The following is a 17,975-nucleotide window of genomic DNA, read 5'->3' as shown; positions in this document are numbered from 1 at the left end:
CCACTCGAAGAAACGGCGAAGATCCCCGCTGGTAGGCTGGCACTGGCTGCTGACCCCGTGCGGGAGAGCCTCCGGTGCTGAATCCGGAGGCGCCGAAGGAGCAAATCCTCCCCGGAATCTCTCAGGCCCCCGTACCGCATGGACGAGGTCACTCTGGAAAGCAGGGCGGTCCCACCCGGCACGTGCCCGGTGCGGCCCACCCTCACCGACGGTGAAAGCCGGTACGCCCCCGGGCGCGCCGGTGAAGCTCTCAGGTCGAGATGACAGAGGGGGAGGCCGTACGGGCAGCCGCGCCGCGGTGCCCCTCGCAGGTCGTGTCAGACCAGGAGGCCTCCATCATGACCCCCCGCCGCACCCCGCTCTCCCAGCTGGAGCAGGGCATCCCCTTCGAACAGCGCCACATCGGGCCGGACGACGAGGCCCGGGCGAAGATGCTCGCGCAGGTCGGATACGGCTCGCTCGACGAGCTCACCGCCGCGGCGGTGCCCGACGTGATCAAGAGCGCCGAGGCGCTGAACCTTCCGTCGGCGCGCACCGAGGCCGAGGTGCTGGCGGAGCTGCGCACGCTCGCCGACCGCAACCAGGTGGTCGCCCCGATGATCGGGCTCGGCTACTACGGCACCTTCACGCCCCCGGTGATCCTGCGCAACGTGCTGGAGAACCCGTCCTGGTACACGGCGTACACGCCCTACCAGCCGGAGATCTCGCAGGGCCGGCTGGAGGCGCTGCTCAACTTCCAGACGATGGTCGCCGAGCTCACCGGCCTGCCCACCTCCGGCGCCTCGCTGCTCGACGAGGGCACCGCCGCCGCCGAGGCCATGGCACTGGCGCGGCGCGTGGGCAAGGTGAAGGGCGGGGTCTTCCTCGTCGACGCCGACACCCTCCCGCAGACGATCGCGGTCATCGAGACCCGCGCCGAGCCGACCGGGGTCGAGGTCGTCGTGGCCGACCTCTCGGACGGCATCCCGGCGGAGATCGCCGAGCGCGGTGTCTTCGGCGTGCTGCTCCAGTACCCGGGCGCCTCCGGGGCCGTACGGAACATCGGCCCCGTGATCGAGCGCGCGCACGAGCTCGGCGCGATCGTCACCGTCGCCGCCGACCTGCTGGCCCTCACGCTGCTCACCTCGCCCGGCGACCTCGGCGCGGACATCGCGGTCGGTACCACCCAGCGCTTCGGCGTGCCGATGGGCTTCGGTGGCCCGCACGCCGGCTTCATGGCCGTGCGCGAGAAGTTCGCCCGCTCGCTCCCCGGCCGCCTGGTCGGCGTCTCCGTGGACGCGGACGGCGACAAGGCGTACCGCCTGGCCCTCCAGACCCGCGAGCAGCACATCCGCCGCGAGAAGGCCACCAGCAACATCTGCACCGCGCAGGTCCTGCTCGCCGTGATGGCCGGCATGTACGCCGTCTACCACGGCCCGGACGGCCTGCGGACGATCGCCCGGCGCACCCACCGTTACGCGGCGATCCTCGCCGACGGGCTGCGGGCGGCCGGCGCCGAGGTCGTGCACGACTCCTTCTTCGACACGCTGACCGTGCGCGTGCCCGGCAAGGCCGCCGAGGTCGTCGCCGACGCCCGCGGGCGCGGGGTCAACCTGCGGCTGGTCGACGCCGACCTGGTCTCCGTCGCCTGCGACGAGACGACCACCCGCACCCACCTCGAATCCGTCTGGGCCGCCTTCGGAGCGCAGGGCGACATCGAGGCGCTGGACGCCACCGCCGCCGACGCGCTCCCCGAGCAGCTGCTGCGCACCGACGACTACCTCACGCACCCTGTCTTCCACCAGCACCGCTCGGAGACCGCGATGCTGCGCTACCTGCGGCGGCTCGCCGACCGCGACTACGCGCTCGACCGCGGCATGATCCCGCTCGGCTCCTGCACCATGAAGCTGAACGCGACCACCGAGATGGAGCCGATCACCTGGCCCGAGTTCGGCGCGCTGCACCCCTTCGCCCCCGCCGAGCAGGCGGAGGGCTTCCTCACCCTCATCCGTGAGCTGGAGGAGCGCCTCGCCGAGGTCACCGGCTACGACGCGGTGTCGATCCAGCCCAACGCCGGTTCGCAGGGCGAGTTCGCCGGTCTGCTGGCCGTCCGTGCCTACCACCGCGCCAACGGTGACGACCAGCGCACCATCTGCCTCATCCCGTCGTCCGCGCACGGCACCAACGCGGCGAGCGCCGTGATGGCCGGGATGAAGGTCGTCGTGGTGAAGACCGCCGACGACGGCGAGGTCGACATAGAGGACCTGCGCGCCAAGATCGAGAAGCACCGCGACGAGCTCGCCGTGCTCATGATCACGTACCCGTCCACGCACGGTGTCTTCGAGGAGCACGTCGCCGCCATCTGCGGCGAGGTCCACGACGCGGGCGGCCAGGTCTACGTCGACGGAGCCAACCTCAACGCGCTGGTCGGCCTCGCGCGGCCCGGCAAGTTCGGCGGCGACGTCTCGCACCTGAACCTGCACAAGACCTTCTGCATCCCGCACGGCGGCGGCGGCCCCGGTGTCGGCCCGGTGGGCGTGCGCGCGCACCTCGCGCCGTACCTGCCCAACCACCCGCTCCAGCCCGCCGCGGGTCCGGAGACGGGCGTCGGCCCGATCTCGGCCGCCCCCTGGGGCTCGGCCGGCATCCTGCCGATCTCCTGGGCGTACGTCCGGCTCATGGGCGGCGAGGGCCTCAAGCGCGCCACGCAGGTGGCCGTGCTCGCGGCGAACTACATCGCCAAGCGGCTCGAGCCGCACTTCCCGATCCTCTACACCGGCCCGGCCGGCCTGGTCGCGCACGAGTGCATCGTCGACCTGCGGTCGATCTCGAAGGAGACGGGCGTCAGCATCGACGACGTCGCCAAGCGGCTCATCGACTACGGCTTCCACTCGCCGACCATGTCGTTCCCGGTCGCCGGCACCCTGATGATCGAGCCGACCGAGAGCGAGGACCTCGCCGAGATCGACCGGTTCTGCGACGCGATGATCGCGATCCGCGGCGAGATCGAGAAGGTGGCCTCCGGGGAGTGGAGCGCGGACGACAACCCGCTCGCCAACGCCCCGCACACCGCGAACGCGCTCGGCGGGGAGTGGGACCACTCCTACAGCCGTGAGGTCGCGGTCTTCCCGGCCGGCGTCTCGGCCGCCGACAAGTACTGGCCGCCGGTGCGCCGGATCGACGGCGCCTTCGGCGACCGCAACCTGGTCTGCTCCTGCCCGCCGCTGGACGAGTACGACCACTGACGTGACGCGGGCTCACGGAGTCCGCGAGCACACGGACGTACGGACATGTGTCGGGGCCGGTTCGGAGATCTCTCCGGGCCGGCCCCTGTCCGTACCGCCGGGGCCCGTGGGCTTCCGGCTCGCGGGCAGCCTGCTCAGGCGGCCTTCACCACCCGGCCGGTGGCCAGCGGACGGTGCGGAGCGATGATCTGTCCGTCCGGGAGCAGTTCGCCGGTGTCCTCGAAGAGCAGGACGCCGTTGCAGAGCAGGCTCCAGCCCTGCTCCGGGTGGTGCGCCACGAGCCGGGCGGCCTCCCGGGCTGCTGATTCGGCGGTGGGGCAGGGGGGTTGATGCTGGCACATGGGGGTTCTTTCGCTGTGTAGGTGGTGGACGCGGGGTGCGGGTGAGTGCCGAACGGCCGTCCCGTACGGGCCGGTCGGTCTCAGTGTTGCGCCACGCGCCGCGTTCCGCAGGGATTTCGCCTCAGCTCGCTGCACGCTCCGCCGAGGTGTCACCCGGGCGGAGGGCTCACGCTGCCGCACCCGTCTGTTCGGGGGGTCCGGGGTAGTCCGAGTGGGCCATGGGGGTGTTCCGCCGGGCGAACGCCTCTGGTGCAGGGCGGTCGTATGTACGAAGGCCCGCCCCCGCGCGGTGGAGGGGACGGGCCGGTGGCGGTGTCGCCCCTGGGGTGCGTCGTCACACTGCCGTCTGCCGTCTGCCGGGCGACGCCTGGCACGCACGCTCGCACGCACCGGACGCCGCCCGGGCCGGCCTCCGGCCGAACGACGGCACTGTGACGACACGCCCCCGGCGGTCAGGCCGAGCCGACGAGGGGACCGGGCCGGGGCGCGATGCGCAGGGAGAGCACCGGGAGCAGGTCGGCGGCCCGGTAGGGCCGGTGGGCCGCGATCCCGGTCGGAGCGGGTGCGAGGGGAACGAGGATGTCGTTGGGCGCGACCGCGCCCGCGGCGGGATCGGCCCCGGTGTCACCGTGCAGCCAGAGCGTGAGCATGTAGAGCTCGGGTACGGAGAGCAGCCGCGGTTGGTGGAGCGTCGCCGTCGACTCCGCCTGTCTCAGGGCGCGTTCGGTCGACCCGAGATAGGGGCCCTCGAAGAAGTGCGAGAACGCCCAGCCGTCCGCGGTGAGTACGGTGTCGGCCGCGGCGACGATCCCCGACTCGGCGCGGATCAGGAAACGCCAGCCGGCGAGACGGGTCGCGGGTGCGGGCCCGTCGGCGGTCGCCCGGTCGAGAACGTGTACGGGCAGGGGGAGTTCGGGGCTCAGCGGTCCCTGGACGGAACGCAGAGCGGGGGTGCGGGCTTCGCGGACCGCGGTGGGAGAACCGAGTGCCGTGAGAACGCTGCGCAGTGCGGGCGCGGGGGCCGGGGGAACATGCAGCGGCATGGTGGGTCGCCTCTCGCTTCGGAGACACGGTGATGCGTGGGTGGGTGCAGACGGCGCTGTCGGCGTGCGGGACGTCAGAAGGAGGCCGGTCGACGGCTGGACGCGTCGACTATCGGCCTCGTCAGCGGAGTTTATATGACAAGTGTTCGCCCGGTGTTTCCACTAGCTGTCGGTCATATGACGCGCAAGACCGTTTTGCGTCTTTGAAATGCGGAGATTCTGGTGATTCGCGACGCGCGCCCCGGCCCCTGCCTGTGGGCTTTCATATTTCGCGGTCGGCTCAAAAACATCGGTGTTTCCGCCACCTCTGCGAAGGGAAGGCGGGATCGAATGAGCCGCCCGCCTCATGCCCGCGGAATGTGCCTGATGACCGAGCGGCCCCAGCCTATCCCGTGCCGGACGCCACCGCAGGCGTTATGGATCACCTCTGCGGGGCATTATCGATCGAGATACGAGCGGCCTGGCCGCGGGCCGCCACTGATGGAGGGACTCTTCGATGGGGGAGAAGGTCGTGGCGCACGCCTTTGACCTGTCCGACCGTCCGGCGTACCGGCGCAAGCTGGCCCGGTGTCTGGAAGGGCTGGAGAGGCTGCTGGAGGAGCGGAGGTTCGACCGTCCCCGAAATTTCATGGGGCTGGAGATCGAACTGAATCTCGCGGCCTCCGACGGCACGCCCCGGATGATGAATGCCGAGGTGCTCCAGCGGATCGCCAGCCGTGATTTCCAGACGGAACTCGGGATGTTCAACCTTGAGGTGAATATCGTTCCGCACAGGCTGAGCGGCCGGGTTTTCGATCAGCTCGCGGAGGAGTTGCGCACCGGTTTGGCGTATGCCCACCGGAAGGCCGCGGAGGTCGACGCCGGCATTGTCATGATCGGAATTCTGCCCACTCTGGGACCGGACGACCTGGTCTTCGGCAACCTGTCGGACGTGGACCGCTACACCCTTCTCAATGACGAGATGGTCGCCGCGCGGGGCGAGGACTTCGCGATCGACATCGAGGGGGTCGAACACCTCGTCTGCACGTCCCCGTCGATCGCCCCCGAATCGGCCTGCACCTCCGTGCAGTTGCACCTCCAGGTGACCCCGGCGCGGTTCCCGGACGTGTGGAACGCGGCGCAGGCGGTCGCCGGAGTGCAGATCGCGCTCGGCGCGAACGCGCCCTTCCTGTTCGGCAAGGAGCTGATGCGGGAGTCCAGGCCGCCGCTGTTCCAGCAGGCCACCGACGTGCGCCCGCCCGAACTGCGGAACCAGGGTGTACGCCCGCGGACTTGGTTCGGGGAGCGCTGGATCTCCTCCGCGCACGAACTCTTCGCGGAGAACGTCCGTTTCTTCCCGCCACTGCTGCCGATCCTCTCCGACGAGGACCCGTTGCGGGTGCTCGACGAGGGCGGCGTACCGTCGCTGGCCGAACTCGTCCTGCACAACGGGACGATCTACCGGTGGAACCGGCCGGTCTACGGGGTCGCGGACGGAGCGCCGCACCTGCGGGTGGAGAACAGGGTACTGCCGGCCGGGCCGACCGTGGCGGACGTGCTCGCCAACGCGGCCTTCTACTACGGGCTGGTGCGCGCACTGGCCGACGAACCACGCCCGGTGTGGAGCAGGCTCTCCTTCGAGGCCGCCGAGGAGAACTTCGACAACGCCTGCCGGTACGGCATCGAGGCCGAACTGCTGTGGCCGCGCCCCGGCCGGTCCGGCCAGATCGCCAAAGTCCCCGCGACCAAGCTCGTACGGGACGAACTGCTGCCCCTCGCGGCCGCCGGGCTCGACGCCTGGAACATCGAGCCCGCCGACCGCGACCGCTACCTCGGCATCATCGAGGAACGGTGCCGCCGGCGGACCAACGGAGCCTCCTGGCAGGTCGACACCTATCACCGGGCGCAGGAAGCGGGTCTGGGCCGGGAAGCCGCCCTCGCCGCCACCACCCGCAGGTACGGCGAACTGGCGCGCAGCGGTGAACCCGTGCACACCTGGCCGGTGGGCTTCCCGAAGCCGTGAACCGGGCGCGCAGCGCCCCCGCCCGTGCCCGCGCGGACACGGGCGGCCTCTCAGGGGACCAGCGGGCGCCCGTCGACCGCCACCTGGATGTGTTCCCCGGTGAGTGTCACCGAGGGGTACTCGGCCGTGAAGGCGCGCACGCGGCCGAGAGGTGAGTCCGGCGACGGCGGCTTCTCGCCGATCGCGAAGCCGTGGGCCTGCATCCAGAAGGCCGTGCCCAGTTCCTGCGGGTCGTCCATGTCGATCCTGTCCATGGGCGCACGGTAGACCCGGGCACTGACAGCGGTGCGTGCCTACTCGGGAACGGCGGCCTGGCCGGCCGTCATGATGGCCTGCAGGATCACCGTCTGGATCTCGGCGGGATCGCTCACCTCGTAGCCGCCGCCGCCCGTCACCTTCGCGATCTCCGCGACCTCCTCGCGGTCCGCGTCCGGCCCCACCGCGATGGCGAGGATCGGCACCGGGCGTTCCGGGTCCACGAGCGTCCCGAGCTGCTGCACCAGGCCCGTGCGGGAGATCCCGTCGTCGTCCTGGTTCGAGCCGTCCGTGAGGATCACCAGGGCGTTGAACTTGCCCGGCACAAAACTCGCCACGGCCGCCCGGTACGCGGCGAGAGTGGTGTCGTAGAGGCCGGTGGCGCCGTTCGGTACGGGCTTCAACTCGTCGAAGGCCGAAGCGAGTTCCTCCCGGTGGGTGGTACCGCCCGCGGTGCGTCCGCCGAGCCGGCCGGTCGGGGTCAGCTCGCGGTAGTCCTTGGCCCCGTCCAGGGTGGTGGCGAACTCCCAGAGGCCGATCTCGTCGTCGTCCGTGAACTGGCTCAGCGCCTGGAGCAGCGATTGCTTCGTCACGTCCATCCGGGACTCGCCCCTGCCCGGGACCGGGGTCGCCATCGAACCCGACGCGTCGACCACCACGGAGAGCCGCGCGCTCTGCACCGTGATGGTCCACATGCCGAGCACCTCCTGGAGCTCGGCGGCCGTGGGCGCGGTGGCGGGAGCCTCGGCGTACGGTTGCGGGTCCTTCCCGCCCGCAGTCCGGACGACCCGCGCCACGGCACTGCCGTCCGGGGGCCGGAAGCCGTGTGCCGGCAGGATCCCGCCGGGACCGCCCGAGCCGCTCTCCTTGAGGAGCGTCATCAGCCGCAGCGCGGTCCGGCTCTGCTCGACGGTCATCGACGTCTCGTCCACCAGCGTGTACGGGTAGTTGAGCTGCGGGGACCCGTCCTCCGGATAGAAGAGGTCGACCTTTCCGCCCCCTTCCCCCTTCTCGTTGTGCGTGAAGGCTGCCTGCTCCGACAGCAGCAGAGCCTGGTTCCGCTTGGGATCGCCCCGCTCGGCGGCCGAATCGTCGCGCGCCAGTGTCTCCGCAGCCTTCGGGTCGCTCTCCGACATGCGCTCCGAGAGGAGCTTCGCGGTCTGTGCGGCGCGGGTGTCGCTGTCTCCGCCCTGGCCGGCGGAGGACGCCCCGATGGCCGTGAGCGCCAGCAGTCCGGTGGCGCTGCGGGCCGGATCGGCGGCCCCGAGCCGGACCGCACCGTCCGACCCCAGGGCGGCGGCGACCAGTTCGGCCCAGCCGAGCCGCGTCTCCGGCCAGCCCAGGGTCTTCGCCGCGGACGGCACCACGGCGAACCCCACCGGTGAGGTGGCCACCGAATCGCCGGGGGTGAGCGGTATGCCGTCCCCGCTGCCCTTCGCCCGGTCGAGCCAGAGGTCCGAGTCCGGCAGCCAGACCTGGTACGGGGTCTTGCCGCCGGCCGCCACGGTGTTGGCGACCTTGTACGAGTCGGCGGCCACCACCTCCACGTCCATGCAGTGGCCGTCCGTACGCACCTGGTCCTTCCGCGCCCGGTCGGCCACGGCGCGTACGGCGGGAGCGATGTCGGGTGACGCGGCCACGGTGAGCCGGACCGCGTCCTTCTCGCACGGCTCCGAGAACGAGAGCAGGCCGCTGCGTGCGACCACGGCCGAACCGGCCGCCACCGCGACGACGAGTGCGCCGGCGACGGCGACCGCTCGGCGGCGGGGCGGCGTGGACGCCGCCCCGGGTCTGTCGGCCGCGGAGCGGTCGGGCAAGCTGTGACGTCCCATGTCGGTGGTGCCCCTCCTTGAGAATGAAACAAGGAAAGGGGGACCACACCATCGGTGATGGTGCTCGTCCCCCGGCCTGTCGCGCATGATCTTCGTACTTGCTTTCGAGACCCTAGCGGTGCGGCGGGTGGCATGAGACGCGATTGCAGAACAAAAGGCGGGTGTACCGGTGGAGGTGGGGCGTGTGGCTGATTCTTGTCCCCAAGAGTCGCTTTCCAGAAGGACTTTGGGCTCCGAGACAGTGTTGGTCCTCGCACTGTCGTTGGGCGCGAGTGGGGTCTCCGCGCTCATCAGTTTTGTCGGATCGCTGACGAAACCGGGGGGTTTGAAGGATCAGGCGGCGACGCTCAACGGCTCGTACGCGCCAGGACGCCCTTGGCTTGATCTGGCATGGCAAACGTTCGGGATCGCAACGGCACTGGTCCCCGTCGCGCTGGTGGCGCATCTGCTGACGCGGGAGGGCGCGAGCCTGCGGACCATCGGGTTCGACCGCACCCGGCCCGGCCCGGACGTGCGACGCGGCGTCGCGGTGGCCGCCTGCATCGGCAGCGCCGGCCTGGCTTTCTACCTGGTCGCGAGAGCCACCGGCTTCAACCTCACGGTGGTGCCGGAGTCGCTGCCCGAGGTGTGGTGGAAGTTCCCCGTACTGATCCTCTCCGCACTGCAGAATGCCGTGCTGGAGGAGGTCATCGTCGTCGGCTACCTGCTGCGCAGGCTGGACCAGCTGGGATGGACGCCGCGTGCCGCACTGGTGGGCAGCTCGGTGCTGCGCGGCTCCTACCACCTCTACCAGGGGATCGGCGGCTTCCTCGGCAACATGGTGATGGGCGTCGTCTTCGTGCTGCTCTACCGGCGCTGGGGCAGGGTCGGCCCGCTGGTCGCCGCGCACGCGCTCCTCGACATCGGGGTCTTCGTCGGATACGCGCTCCTCGCCGGGAAGGTGGACTGGCTGCCCACGCCGTGAGGCTCTGCGCCGGGGGGGGGGGAGGGAGTGCGGCCCCGCGGCGCTTTCGCGGGGCCGCACGGCGTCGTGCCGTCCGTCTTCGGCTCAGAGCGTGGCGAGCAGTTCTCCGTCGATGACGGTCACCGCGTTGCCGGTGAGCAGCGTCCGGTCCCCGCGCAGTTCCGTGCGGACCAGCCCGGTACGGGCGGAGCCCTGAAGGCCGGTCAGTGCGTCACGGCCGAGCCGGGCCGACCAGAACGGGGCGAGCGCGGTGTGCGCGCTGCCGGTCACCGGGTCCTCGTCGATGCCGACCCGGGGGAAGAAGCCCCGGGAGACGAAGTCGTAGCCGAGGGTCGGGTCCGCCGCCGCGGCGGTGACGATCACACCGCGCCGCGAACACCGTACGAGCGCCGGGAGGTCGGGCGTCAGCCCGCGTACGGTCGCCTCGTCGTCGAGCTCGACCAGCAGATCACCGATGTGCTCGGCGGTGTCGAGGACCAGGAGAGGTTCGGCGCCCAGGGCCCCGGCCAGCCCCTCCGGTACCGGCTCGGGAGTGAGGGACGAGGTGGGGAAGTCCATCGTGTAGGCGGAGTCGGGGCGGGCGACGGTGGTGAGCACCCCGGACCGGGTGGCGAACCGTACGGCGCCGGTGGCCGCCCCGGTGGTGTTCAGCACGTGCGCGGTGGCGAGCGTGGCATGCCCGCACATGTCCACCTCCGTCGTCGGGGTGAACCAGCGCAGCGCCCAGTCGGCGTCCCCGCCCGGAGCCAGCGGGTGGGCGAAGGCCGTCTCCGAGAGGTTGACCTCGGAGGCGATCCGCTGGAGCGAACCCGCTTCGGGGAAGGCCTCGGAGTCCAGCAGGACGACACCGGCGGGGTTTCCCGCGAAGGGGCGGTCGGTGAACGCGTCGACGATACGGATTCTCATGGGGCGACCCTAACCAGGGCGGTTCTCGGGGCTCGCGGATTTTCGAGCCTCGGCCCGCGCCGCTTGCCCGGTCTGCTGGTGGGCATGCCCTGTCTGCCCTGTCTGCCCTGTCTGCCCTGTCTGCTGGGCCCGTGCGGCTTGTTCGGCCTGTGCGCGGGTCGCGGCGTCGAGCAGCAGCCAGCCGTCCATCACCACCGGTCCTCGTTCCTCCGGCTGCCACCCGCGGGCCCTCGCCACGTCGAGCAGGGCGCGGACGGCGCCCGGTTCATGGAGGTTCAGCGAGACGTCCCGGCCCGTCCCCACGTCCCCGGAACCCAGGGGGTACCCGCCGGGAACGTACCGGCCGGGCCCGCTCTCGAAGACGATGCGCAGCGGTCCGCCGCTGCCGGACGGCTGCGGGGAGAGGGTGAGGACCTGACGGCAGTCGACCGGCCGCCCCGACTCGTCCTTGCGGTGGGCGTGGTGCTGCCGCCAGTGGTACGTGCGCCCGTCGGCGACCAGGCGGCGGAGGCTCTTCGCTTTGCGTGGCACGGGGCGGAGGCTACGCCAAGTCCCGGGTGGTGCGCGGGCGCGGGCCCCGCCGGACGGGGTGGTGCACGGCGGTTGCGGCGTTCCGCGCGTTCCTCGGCCCCGAGTCGGGACCGGAGCCCGACGCCGACGACGATGCCATACCCTCTTCCCCGTGACCAGGAGCAGTCGGACCGAGACCCCGTACCTCGTCGAACCACCCCACTACCAGGTGATCCTGGACGGTACGGACTGGGAGTCGCTCGGCACTGTGCGCGGGACGGGCGAATCCCTGCCGGCGGCGCTGGTGCGCCTACTCGACCCCGACCCCGTTGTCAGGTCGGCGGCTGCCGAGGACGCGCTCGGCGAAGTGACCCACCAGAACACCATCTACGAAGCCACCGTTCCCGTGGCCCTCTACGTCGCGGCCATCCTCGACCACCCAGCCGTCGCGGCAGGCGACTTCGGTCACCATGCCGACACGCCACCGCACCGCCCGGCCCTCGTGGAACTGCTCGAGTGGCTCAGCGACACCGCCCACGACGCGGATGACGAGTGCGTCGCCATTGGCGAGCGCCATTACGGCGAGCGGTTCCTCCAGGAGGTCGCGGAGATACGCAGGTTCCGGGAGGTGCGACCGGCGATGTTCTCTGCTGTCCAGCCCTTCCTCGGCCACGAGAGCGCGGAGGTGCGCGACGCGGCCCTCGTCGCAGCCATCCCGCTCGCAGAGCACCCCCTTCTTGCCGAGCATCGGGGCGAGCTGGTCGGTCACGCCCGCCGGCTGCTGGCCGGCAGCACCGATCGCTACAAGCGGGACCGCATCCTGGATGCGCTGAAGGCATGGGGTCATGACACCAGAGATCTGGAAAACTCAGCCGACGTGGCAGTCCGCGAACGTCGCGCCCGTTTCTGGGCCCAGAGAGACTCTCGGGGAGACAACTGGACAGCTGAGTACAGCGAAGACCCGCCGTTCTGACTCAGGGGCGTCGGGACAGTGCCCGAAGCCGTACCGGCCCGGCCCGGCTCGCTACGGCGGAACGACGAGAGCACCCGCACCGACCGGCGGCGTTGAGGCTTGAGGCTACGGCGTCAGCACGATGCGGCCGAAGACCTCACCCGCGTCCATCTTCCGGTGCGCCAGCACGGCTTCGTCCAGTGGCAGCACTTCGTGCACCACCGTCTCGATCTCGCCGCGACCGGCCGCGGCGAACTGTTCGCCGCGTACCGCGCGCAGGTCGGCCCGGGCGACGGTGGCCGCGCTGAAGGCGGCGAAGGACATCGACTTCTGGAACGCCGCCATGATCTTCGTACCGAAGTCCGCGGGCGGCTGACCCGCCACTGCGCCCACGGCCACCATGCGGCCGTTCGGGTTGAGCCGGTCGAAGAACGACGGCATGTCCGCGCCCGCCACGACGTCGACGATGACGTCGTAGCCCGCAGGAGCCTCCTCCCCTCCGTCGCCGGCACGGTCCAGCACGTGGGTCGCGCCGAGACGGCGCAGCCGCTCGCCGCGCTCGGCCGACGAGGTCGTCACCGCTACCGCGGCCGCGCCACCGCGAGCGGCGAGCTGCACCGTCATGATCCCGATGCTGCCGGCCGCGCCGCGCACCAAGACCGTCTCCCCACGGGCGAATCGGGCGTGCCCGAGCCCGAAGTGGGCGACCGCACCGGAACTGCCGAGCGTCACCGAGTCGACGGCGGACAGTCCGCTGGGCAGGGGAACGATCTCCGCGACCGGTGCGACGGCCTGTTCGACGTAGCCTCCGCCGGTGCCGGTGAAGCCCCACACCCTCCGGCCGATCCACGACGTGTCGACGCCGTCACCGACCGCGGTCACGGTGCCCGCCACCTCGCCGCCCGGGATGTGGCCCTCCCGGAAGCCGTAAGCGGCCAGAGCGCCGCTCCGGATCAGGGTGTCGACACCGCCGACGCCCACCGCCTCGGTGGCTATCCGTACCTGTCCGGCAGCGGGTACGGGGACCGGCAGGTCGACGACGGCCAGCCCCTCAGGACCTCCGAACGCCCGGATCGTGATCGCCTTCACTGTCGTCTCCACGTTCTGGGGCCGTGCGAACACGGTCCTGGTCCACGCCCGCCACCGATCGCCCAAGGAAAGGGGCTTCGCACCACGGCCGAGGACCGGTCCCCGTGCCGAGCGGCCCGGTGATTTCGGCGGGCTTCTTCGTTCCGGACGGTAACGGACGCCCCCGTCCGCTTGGCTAAAGTGAGAGTGGTGACCGAGCCTTTGCCTCATGCCCCGCGTTCCGACGCTCGCGAGAATCGCGAACGGATCCTCGACGCGGCCCGAGCGCTGTTCTCCGCCGAGGGCCTGGACGTCCCGATGCGGGAGATCGCGCGGCGCGCCGGGGTGGGGCCTGCCACTTTGTACCGTCACTTCCCGGCCAAGCGGACGCTGGTCGCCGACGCCTTCGCGGACCAGCTGCACGCATGCCGCGCCATCGTCGACGAGGGGTGCGCGGATCTTGATCCGTGGCGTGGCCTGTGCCTGGTCATCGAGAGGATCTGTGAACTGCACGCCCGTGACCGGGGGTTCACCGAAGCCTTCCTGTCGGCCTTCCCGGGAGTGACGGATGTGGACGCGGGACGTGCGTACACGGTGCGTGCCGTCGCCGCGCTGGCCCAGCGGGCCAAGGAGGCCGGGCGCCTGCGATCCGACTTCGTCCTGGACGACCTGATCCTCGTACTCATGGCCAACAAGGGGATCCACACCGCATCGACCGCCACCCGGGTCATGGCCTCCCGACGCTTCGCGGGGTTGGTGATCCAGGCGTTCGAAGCCTGCCCCCAGCACGCGCCCCTGCCACCGGCGGCGCGACTGGCGTCCGCGGGACCGCAGGGGCCGACGCGGTAAGAGACGCGGCAATGACCGGGCCTGCACCGGACTCTCCGCCACGGAGCCTCCACGTCGGCTGCCGCTACCTGCCGCTACCTGGCGCTGCGGTGAACACTCGGTCTCGACAGAGCCCGGCCGGCACCGCGCTCACTCCAGGGTGACCCGATGGACCGTGGACTCTCTCCGCCGGAAACCGGCCCGTTCGTACAGGCGGTTCGCGGCCTCTCTCGAAGGGCGCGACGTGAGGTCGACGGTTCGGGCCCCCGCGTCCGCGGCCAGTCCGAGTGCCTTGTCGATCAGGACCTTGCCGACCCCGTGGCCACGGGCGGCGGCATCGACCACCACATCCTCGATGTGAGCCCGCAGGCCGGACGGCAAGGGTGACATCACCAGCGTCAATGTCCCGACGATCAGGCCCTCGACGCGGGCCACCAGCAACGTGTTGGTGCTGGCGGCCGTCAATCTCCCCACTGCTTCACGGTCCAGGGGCTTGGCCTTGGTCGACAGCTGCGGAAGGAGACGGGCGAACGCTTCCACCACTTCATCGGTCGCCTCGTGAACGACCTCGGTCTCCACACTCATGCTCCGGAACCTATCGCCTTCCGGAACCTGCCGGCCGGTAATCGGGGGTGACCGTCCGGGGCCGGATGACCGGGGACGACGGGTGAGGCAGGCCGGATCGACGGAGCGGGAACGGATCCAGGCAGAAGGTCGCGGGTCCTCCACCGGTGGCAGCCGATCCACGTCCACCGGCGTGGGGCAGCTGCCGGCCCGAGTCGGTGATCGCTGATCGACTCCCACTGAAGAGTGAACGACACGCCGCCCTGGTGTTCTGTCCCCGAACGTCCAGGCCGGTCAGTTCAGCAGGGCAGCTGTGAACGTCTGACGGTGGGCCACCAGCCAGGTCTGCGCGCGGTCCCAGCGTTCCCATCCACCGCGCTCTGCCAACGCCCGGAGATGGACGGGGTCTCCGCCTGCCACGCGGCGGGCGACGAAGGCCCGGCAGACCTCCGTGGCCTGCTCGATGACGCCGGGCAACTCGGCGCGGTCCGCTGCCGAGAGGCCGTAGCCGTCGGCAAGAATCCGCAGCCGTGCGGCCGCATCCAGCCCGTCGGGATGGAGCGCAGCCGCAGACTCGGGATCGAGCATGGGCACCCAATAGCGGGCGGTCATGGCGATGTCCCAGAGGGCACGGCCCGGGGCCGCCAAGTCGAAATCGATCAGGGCCGCGGCACGACCGTCGCGGAAGACGACGTTCTCCGGGCACACATCGTTGTGGCACACCATCGTTCCCCCCTCCGGGTCGGCGAGGTCAGTTGGCCACTCGGCACGGGTGTCGACCGCGACGGCCGCGCTGGTCCCATGCAGACGCCGCAGCAGGCTACCCACCGATTCGAGGGCGGAACTTGTCATCGCCCAGTCGGGGAACGGCGGCAGAGCCACGTCGCCAGGAATGAAAGTCAGCTGCTCCCGGCCATCCGCGGTGAGACCGACAGGGGCCGGCGCCGCGTCGAAACCGTGCTCCTTCAGCTCAAGGAGAAAGGCATGGAGGGCGCGCGCGTTGCGCGGTGCCGGTCGCTCCACCAACTCCCCTCGGCGGAATACCGCCCCCGCGTTCGTCATGCCGCCGACCAGCGCCTCGTCTTCACCCGTCACGAGGATCACGCTATCGCCGGATCGGCCTGGCGCGGGCCGGGGAGCACACGGCGCGGATCAGCGCGCGACGGAACCGGCGGCGCGGAATCCCACGTCGTCGACCTGGACAGCCGGGTGGCTGCGGCGCCGCACGGGGGCCCAGCAACTTCAGTGCCGCGCCGCGTCCCACCAGGAGACACACCCGACGGGCAACTGGTCCCCAGGGTGGTACCCGGCCGCCAGCCCGTGATCTGTGTTGCGCACAACGCCGCGCACAGGGGCATCCCGTGGCCATGACCCAGCCACCTTCTTCGAACAGCTGATCCGTGAGCACTGTCGGAAGCCATTCGAACGCCCCGCGAACGGCAGGGGCCGGCGCTGGTGTTCACGCACGTGCTACCGGCTGTCCCGCGGCCGGCCGGCACCGACCCAGCGGTGATATGCGTCCATGTCGACGTTGCTGCCGCACACGATGGTGGCTACGTGCCGGCCTGCGAAACGGTCACGGCCTTCGAGTACCGCCGCGATGCCGAGCGCGGCCGACGGCTCGACGACGAGGCCGGCATGGTCGAGGAGCATCCGCATACCGGCGATGATCGACGACTCCCGGACCAGGACGGCGTCGTCGGCGACCAGGAGGAGGTCGTCCAGGACGGCCGGGACGGGAAACCGGCCGGCGACGCCGTCGGCGATGGTGTCGGTCGAGTCGGTGGTGACGACGCGCCGTTGGCGCCAGGAGTGTGTCAGCGCCGGGGCGCCCAGCGGCTGAACACAGATTACCTCGACCCCGGGTGCCAGGGCCTTCACCACATGTCCCACACCGGTGGCCAGCGCCCCGCCGCCGAGAGCGATCAACACGGCGTCGAACGACGGCACGGCATCCACCAGCTCCAAGCCGATGGTCGCCGCACCCTCGCAGGTCTCGACGTCCAGGCTGTCCTCGACCAGCCGAATGCCGTCGCGCCGCGCGATGACCGCGGCCCGCTCACGAGCCAACTCGTGGTCGCCGTCCACCAGCTCCAACCCGGCGCCCAGTGCGCGGATGCGATCAAGCTTGGCCACGGTCGCGAAACGGGATGCCACGACGGTGACGTCGAGTCCCCGGCCGCGACCGGACCAGGCGAGGGCCTGGCCCAGGTTGCCCGCGCTCGCGCACACCACGGCGCGCGAGCCGCTTTCGGCGAGTTGGCTCGCAACCACCTCGGTGCCGCGGGCCTTGAAGCTGCGGACCGGGTTCGCCGTTTCGAGCTTGATGCTCACTGCGCACCCGAGGTGGGGCTCCAGAGCCTCGCAGCGGTACAGCGGAGTGTCGAGGAACATCGGGTCGATGACCCGGCGAGCCGCTCGGATCCGAGCAGTGTCGAGGCGCGTCTCCTGCACGACACAGAACCCTAGCGCCGCCGGCTGACACTCCACGAGTCATTGCCGAAGCCTGCTGTAGGGACCACCAGCCCGTCTTCGGTGTCACAAACAGTGAAGTGGCCCGTCTTCGGTGTCACAAGCTCTGATCGTCCCAGCTTCAGTGGCAACCGACCCGAGATCGCTGTGACGCGTCAGAGGGCCTCCTTCTGAACTCTTGCTCGGCGATAGTTTCCGATATATCGTTGAGCCATCGGTACGAACGTACTGGTCAGCTGTGAAACGGAAGGAGCGCGTCATGCGTTCACATGGATTCGAGAACGAGCGCGGCCGGGGCGGCCGCGGACAGGGCGGGCCCGGGCGTCCGGGGCGCGGGGACTTCGACGGCCGGCGTGCCGCCTTCGGTCCCTTCGGGCCGCAGTTCGGCGACCGTGCCTTCGGAGGGGGCCCGTTCGGCGGGGGCCCCTTCGGCGGTGGCCGGGGACGCGGAGGAGGCCGGGGGCGGGCGCGGCGCGGTGACGTGCGTGCTTCGATCCTGGCGCTGCTCAAGGACCGCCCGATGCACGGTTACGAAATGATCCAGGAGATCGGCGAGCGCAGCGGCGGAGCCTGGCGGCCCAGCCCCGGTTCGGTCTACCCGACACTCCAACTGCTGGAGGACGAGGGCCTGATCGTCAGCGCGAGCGAGGGCGGCAAGAAGCTGTTCACGCTCACCGAGGCCGGCGCCGCGGAGGCCGAGTCCGGTCCCGACGCTCCGTGGGAGGACGCCGGCCGCGGTGTCGACTGGGAGAGCGTGAACGAGATCCGGCAGGCCGGCTTCGGTCTGATGGAGGCGTTCGGCCAGGTCTGGAAGACCGGCTCCGCCGACCAGCGCAAGAAGGCACTCGCCGTCATCGGCGACGCCAAGAAGAAGCTCTACCTCATCCTGGCCGACGAGAGCTGAGGAAGGTGGGTACGGGGTGGTGGGGGACGAAGGGCCTCGCGGTCGGATGGTCGTGGGGCCCTTTCTCGTTGTGCCGTCGCGGGCCGGGCGGCCGGGTGGCCGGTTCGGCG

Annotated in this window: 16 protein-coding genes, 1 pseudogene and 1 riboswitch; of the genes and pseudogenes, 6 read left to right on the top strand and 11 right to left on the bottom strand. The window is 70.9% G+C overall.

Translation table 11 applies throughout. The features are described 5' to 3' along the window. The first annotated feature begins 50 nt into the window (after positions 1-50). Positions 51-147: riboswitch (glycine riboswitch) on the top strand. 191 nt (positions 148-338) lie between these two features. Beyond that, positions 339-3,224 carry an aminomethyl-transferring glycine dehydrogenase gene (gene gcvP, locus OHA55_RS01845; protein ID WP_266702120.1) on the top strand — a complete coding sequence of 962 codons (2,886 nt, stop codon included), beginning with the start codon at positions 339-341 and terminating at the stop codon, positions 3,222-3,224. A gap of 134 nt (positions 3,225-3,358) precedes the next feature. Here the strand turns inward: gcvP and OHA55_RS01840 are convergent, their stop codons facing one another. Next, on the bottom strand, positions 3,359-3,565 hold the full coding sequence (locus OHA55_RS01840) for a DUF5999 family protein (protein ID WP_266702118.1): 207 nt from the start codon (positions 3,563-3,565) through the stop codon (positions 3,359-3,361). A gap of 452 nt (positions 3,566-4,017) precedes the next feature. Then, positions 4,018-4,608, bottom strand: a complete 591-nt coding sequence (locus tag OHA55_RS01835) for a hypothetical protein (protein ID WP_266702116.1) — start codon at positions 4,606-4,608, stop codon at positions 4,018-4,020. A 496-nt stretch (positions 4,609-5,104) separates the two neighbouring features. Between OHA55_RS01835 and OHA55_RS01830 the strand changes: the two genes are divergently transcribed. Beyond that, positions 5,105-6,610 (top strand): glutamate--cysteine ligase, encoded by a 1,506-nt coding sequence (locus OHA55_RS01830; RefSeq protein ID WP_266702114.1) that lies wholly within the window; start codon positions 5,105-5,107, stop codon positions 6,608-6,610. A 50-nt stretch (positions 6,611-6,660) separates the two neighbouring features. On the opposite strand, the gene OHA55_RS01825 is transcribed toward OHA55_RS01830, so the two are convergent. Together OHA55_RS01825 and OHA55_RS01820 are read right to left on the bottom strand one after the other, a co-directional pair. Then, entirely contained in the window at positions 6,661-6,864 is a 204-nt protein-coding gene (locus OHA55_RS01825) for a hypothetical protein (protein WP_266702112.1), read from the bottom strand. A 39-nt stretch (positions 6,865-6,903) separates the two neighbouring features. Next, the gene (locus OHA55_RS01820) at positions 6,904-8,697 is read right to left on the bottom strand and encodes a VWA domain-containing protein (protein ID WP_266702110.1); all 1,794 of its coding nucleotides are present in this window, start codon (positions 8,695-8,697) and stop codon (positions 6,904-6,906) included. Positions 8,698-8,881: 184 nt separating this feature from the next. Between OHA55_RS01820 and OHA55_RS01815 the strand changes: the two genes are divergently transcribed. After that, positions 8,882-9,661: a CPBP family intramembrane glutamic endopeptidase gene (locus OHA55_RS01815; RefSeq protein WP_266702108.1), complete on the top strand. Its 780-nt coding sequence runs from the start codon at positions 8,882-8,884 to the stop codon at positions 9,659-9,661. Positions 9,662-9,745: 84 nt separating this feature from the next. Here OHA55_RS01815 and OHA55_RS01810 read toward each other — a convergent pair whose 3' ends face one another. Both OHA55_RS01810 and OHA55_RS01805 read right to left on the bottom strand, forming a co-directional pair. Then, entirely contained in the window at positions 9,746-10,567 is an 822-nt protein-coding gene (locus OHA55_RS01810) for a PhzF family phenazine biosynthesis protein (RefSeq protein WP_266702106.1), read from the bottom strand. A gap of 9 nt (positions 10,568-10,576) precedes the next feature. Continuing rightward, the gene (locus tag OHA55_RS01805; protein ID WP_266702104.1) at positions 10,577-11,098 is read right to left on the bottom strand and encodes a hypothetical protein; all 522 of its coding nucleotides are present in this window, start codon (positions 11,096-11,098) and stop codon (positions 10,577-10,579) included. A gap of 151 nt (positions 11,099-11,249) precedes the next feature. Here OHA55_RS01805 and OHA55_RS01800 point away from each other — a divergent pair, with 151 nt between their 5' ends. Continuing rightward, positions 11,250-12,050 carry a hypothetical protein gene (locus OHA55_RS01800; protein ID WP_266702102.1) on the top strand — a complete coding sequence of 267 codons (801 nt, stop codon included), beginning with the start codon at positions 11,250-11,252 and terminating at the stop codon, positions 12,048-12,050. A gap of 105 nt (positions 12,051-12,155) precedes the next feature. Here the strand turns inward: OHA55_RS01800 and OHA55_RS01795 are convergent, their stop codons facing one another. Beyond that, positions 12,156-13,118, bottom strand: a complete 963-nt coding sequence (locus tag OHA55_RS01795) for a zinc-binding dehydrogenase (RefSeq protein WP_266710385.1) — start codon at positions 13,116-13,118, stop codon at positions 12,156-12,158. A gap of 189 nt (positions 13,119-13,307) precedes the next feature. Between OHA55_RS01795 and OHA55_RS01790 the strand changes: the two genes are divergently transcribed. Further along, on the top strand, positions 13,308-13,946 hold the full coding sequence (locus tag OHA55_RS01790; RefSeq protein WP_266702100.1) for a TetR/AcrR family transcriptional regulator: 639 nt from the start codon (positions 13,308-13,310) through the stop codon (positions 13,944-13,946). 129 nt (positions 13,947-14,075) lie between these two features. On the opposite strand, the gene OHA55_RS01785 is transcribed toward OHA55_RS01790, so the two are convergent. The 4 genes and pseudogenes from OHA55_RS01785 to OHA55_RS01770 form a co-directional block, all read right to left on the bottom strand. After that, complete coding sequence (locus tag OHA55_RS01785; protein ID WP_266702099.1) at positions 14,076-14,510, bottom strand: GNAT family N-acetyltransferase; 435 nt, start codon at positions 14,508-14,510, stop codon at positions 14,076-14,078. A gap of 273 nt (positions 14,511-14,783) precedes the next feature. After that, a complete protein-coding gene (locus OHA55_RS01780) occupies positions 14,784-15,584 on the bottom strand; it encodes a phosphotransferase (protein WP_266702098.1) in 801 nt (266 codons plus the stop codon). Positions 15,585-15,641: 57 nt separating this feature from the next. After that, positions 15,642-15,755, bottom strand: a pseudogene (locus OHA55_RS01775) (formylglycine-generating enzyme family protein); the annotation flags it as partial. A gap of 204 nt (positions 15,756-15,959) precedes the next feature. After that, on the bottom strand, positions 15,960-16,943 hold the full coding sequence (locus OHA55_RS01770) for a threonine/serine dehydratase (protein WP_266702097.1): 984 nt from the start codon (positions 16,941-16,943) through the stop codon (positions 15,960-15,962). Positions 16,944-17,220: 277 nt separating this feature from the next. On the opposite strand from OHA55_RS01770, the gene OHA55_RS01765 reads away from it, so the two are divergent. Further along, positions 17,221-17,865, top strand: coding sequence for a PadR family transcriptional regulator (locus OHA55_RS01765; protein WP_266702096.1), 645 nt, complete (start codon positions 17,221-17,223; stop codon positions 17,863-17,865). Positions 17,866-17,975 lie beyond the last annotated feature (110 nt).

The organism is Streptomyces sp. NBC_00102 (assembly GCF_026343115.1).
GTDB lineage: Bacteria > Actinomycetota > Actinomycetes > Streptomycetales > Streptomycetaceae > Streptomyces.
Note: the sequence above shows the minus strand (reverse complement) of the source record. Positions and strands in the feature narration are given on the sequence as shown.

Bases quoted from the DNA above. Each gene is read 5' to 3' on its own strand.
- OHA55_RS01835 (WP_266702116.1), bottom strand. From the start codon at position 4,608: ATGCCGCTGCATGTTCCCCCGGCCCCCGCGCCCGCACTGCGCAGCGTT.
- gcvP (WP_266702120.1), top strand. From the start codon at position 339: ATGACCCCCCGCCGCACCCCGCTCTCCCAGCTGGAGCAGGGCATCCCC.
- OHA55_RS01820 (WP_266702110.1), bottom strand. From the start codon at position 8,697: ATGGGACGTCACAGCTTGCCCGACCGCTCCGCGGCCGACAGACCCGGG.
- OHA55_RS01825 (WP_266702112.1), bottom strand. From the start codon at position 6,864: ATGGACAGGATCGACATGGACGACCCGCAGGAACTGGGCACGGCCTTC.
- OHA55_RS01810 (WP_266702106.1), bottom strand. From the start codon at position 10,567: ATGAGAATCCGTATCGTCGACGCGTTCACCGACCGCCCCTTCGCGGGA.
- OHA55_RS01840 (WP_266702118.1), bottom strand. From the start codon at position 3,565: ATGTGCCAGCATCAACCCCCCTGCCCCACCGCCGAATCAGCAGCCCGG.
- OHA55_RS01830 (WP_266702114.1), top strand. From the start codon at position 5,105: ATGGGGGAGAAGGTCGTGGCGCACGCCTTTGACCTGTCCGACCGTCCG.
- OHA55_RS01765 (WP_266702096.1), top strand. From the start codon at position 17,221: ATGCGTTCACATGGATTCGAGAACGAGCGCGGCCGGGGCGGCCGCGGA.
- OHA55_RS01785 (WP_266702099.1), bottom strand. From the start codon at position 14,510: ATGAGTGTGGAGACCGAGGTCGTTCACGAGGCGACCGATGAAGTGGTG.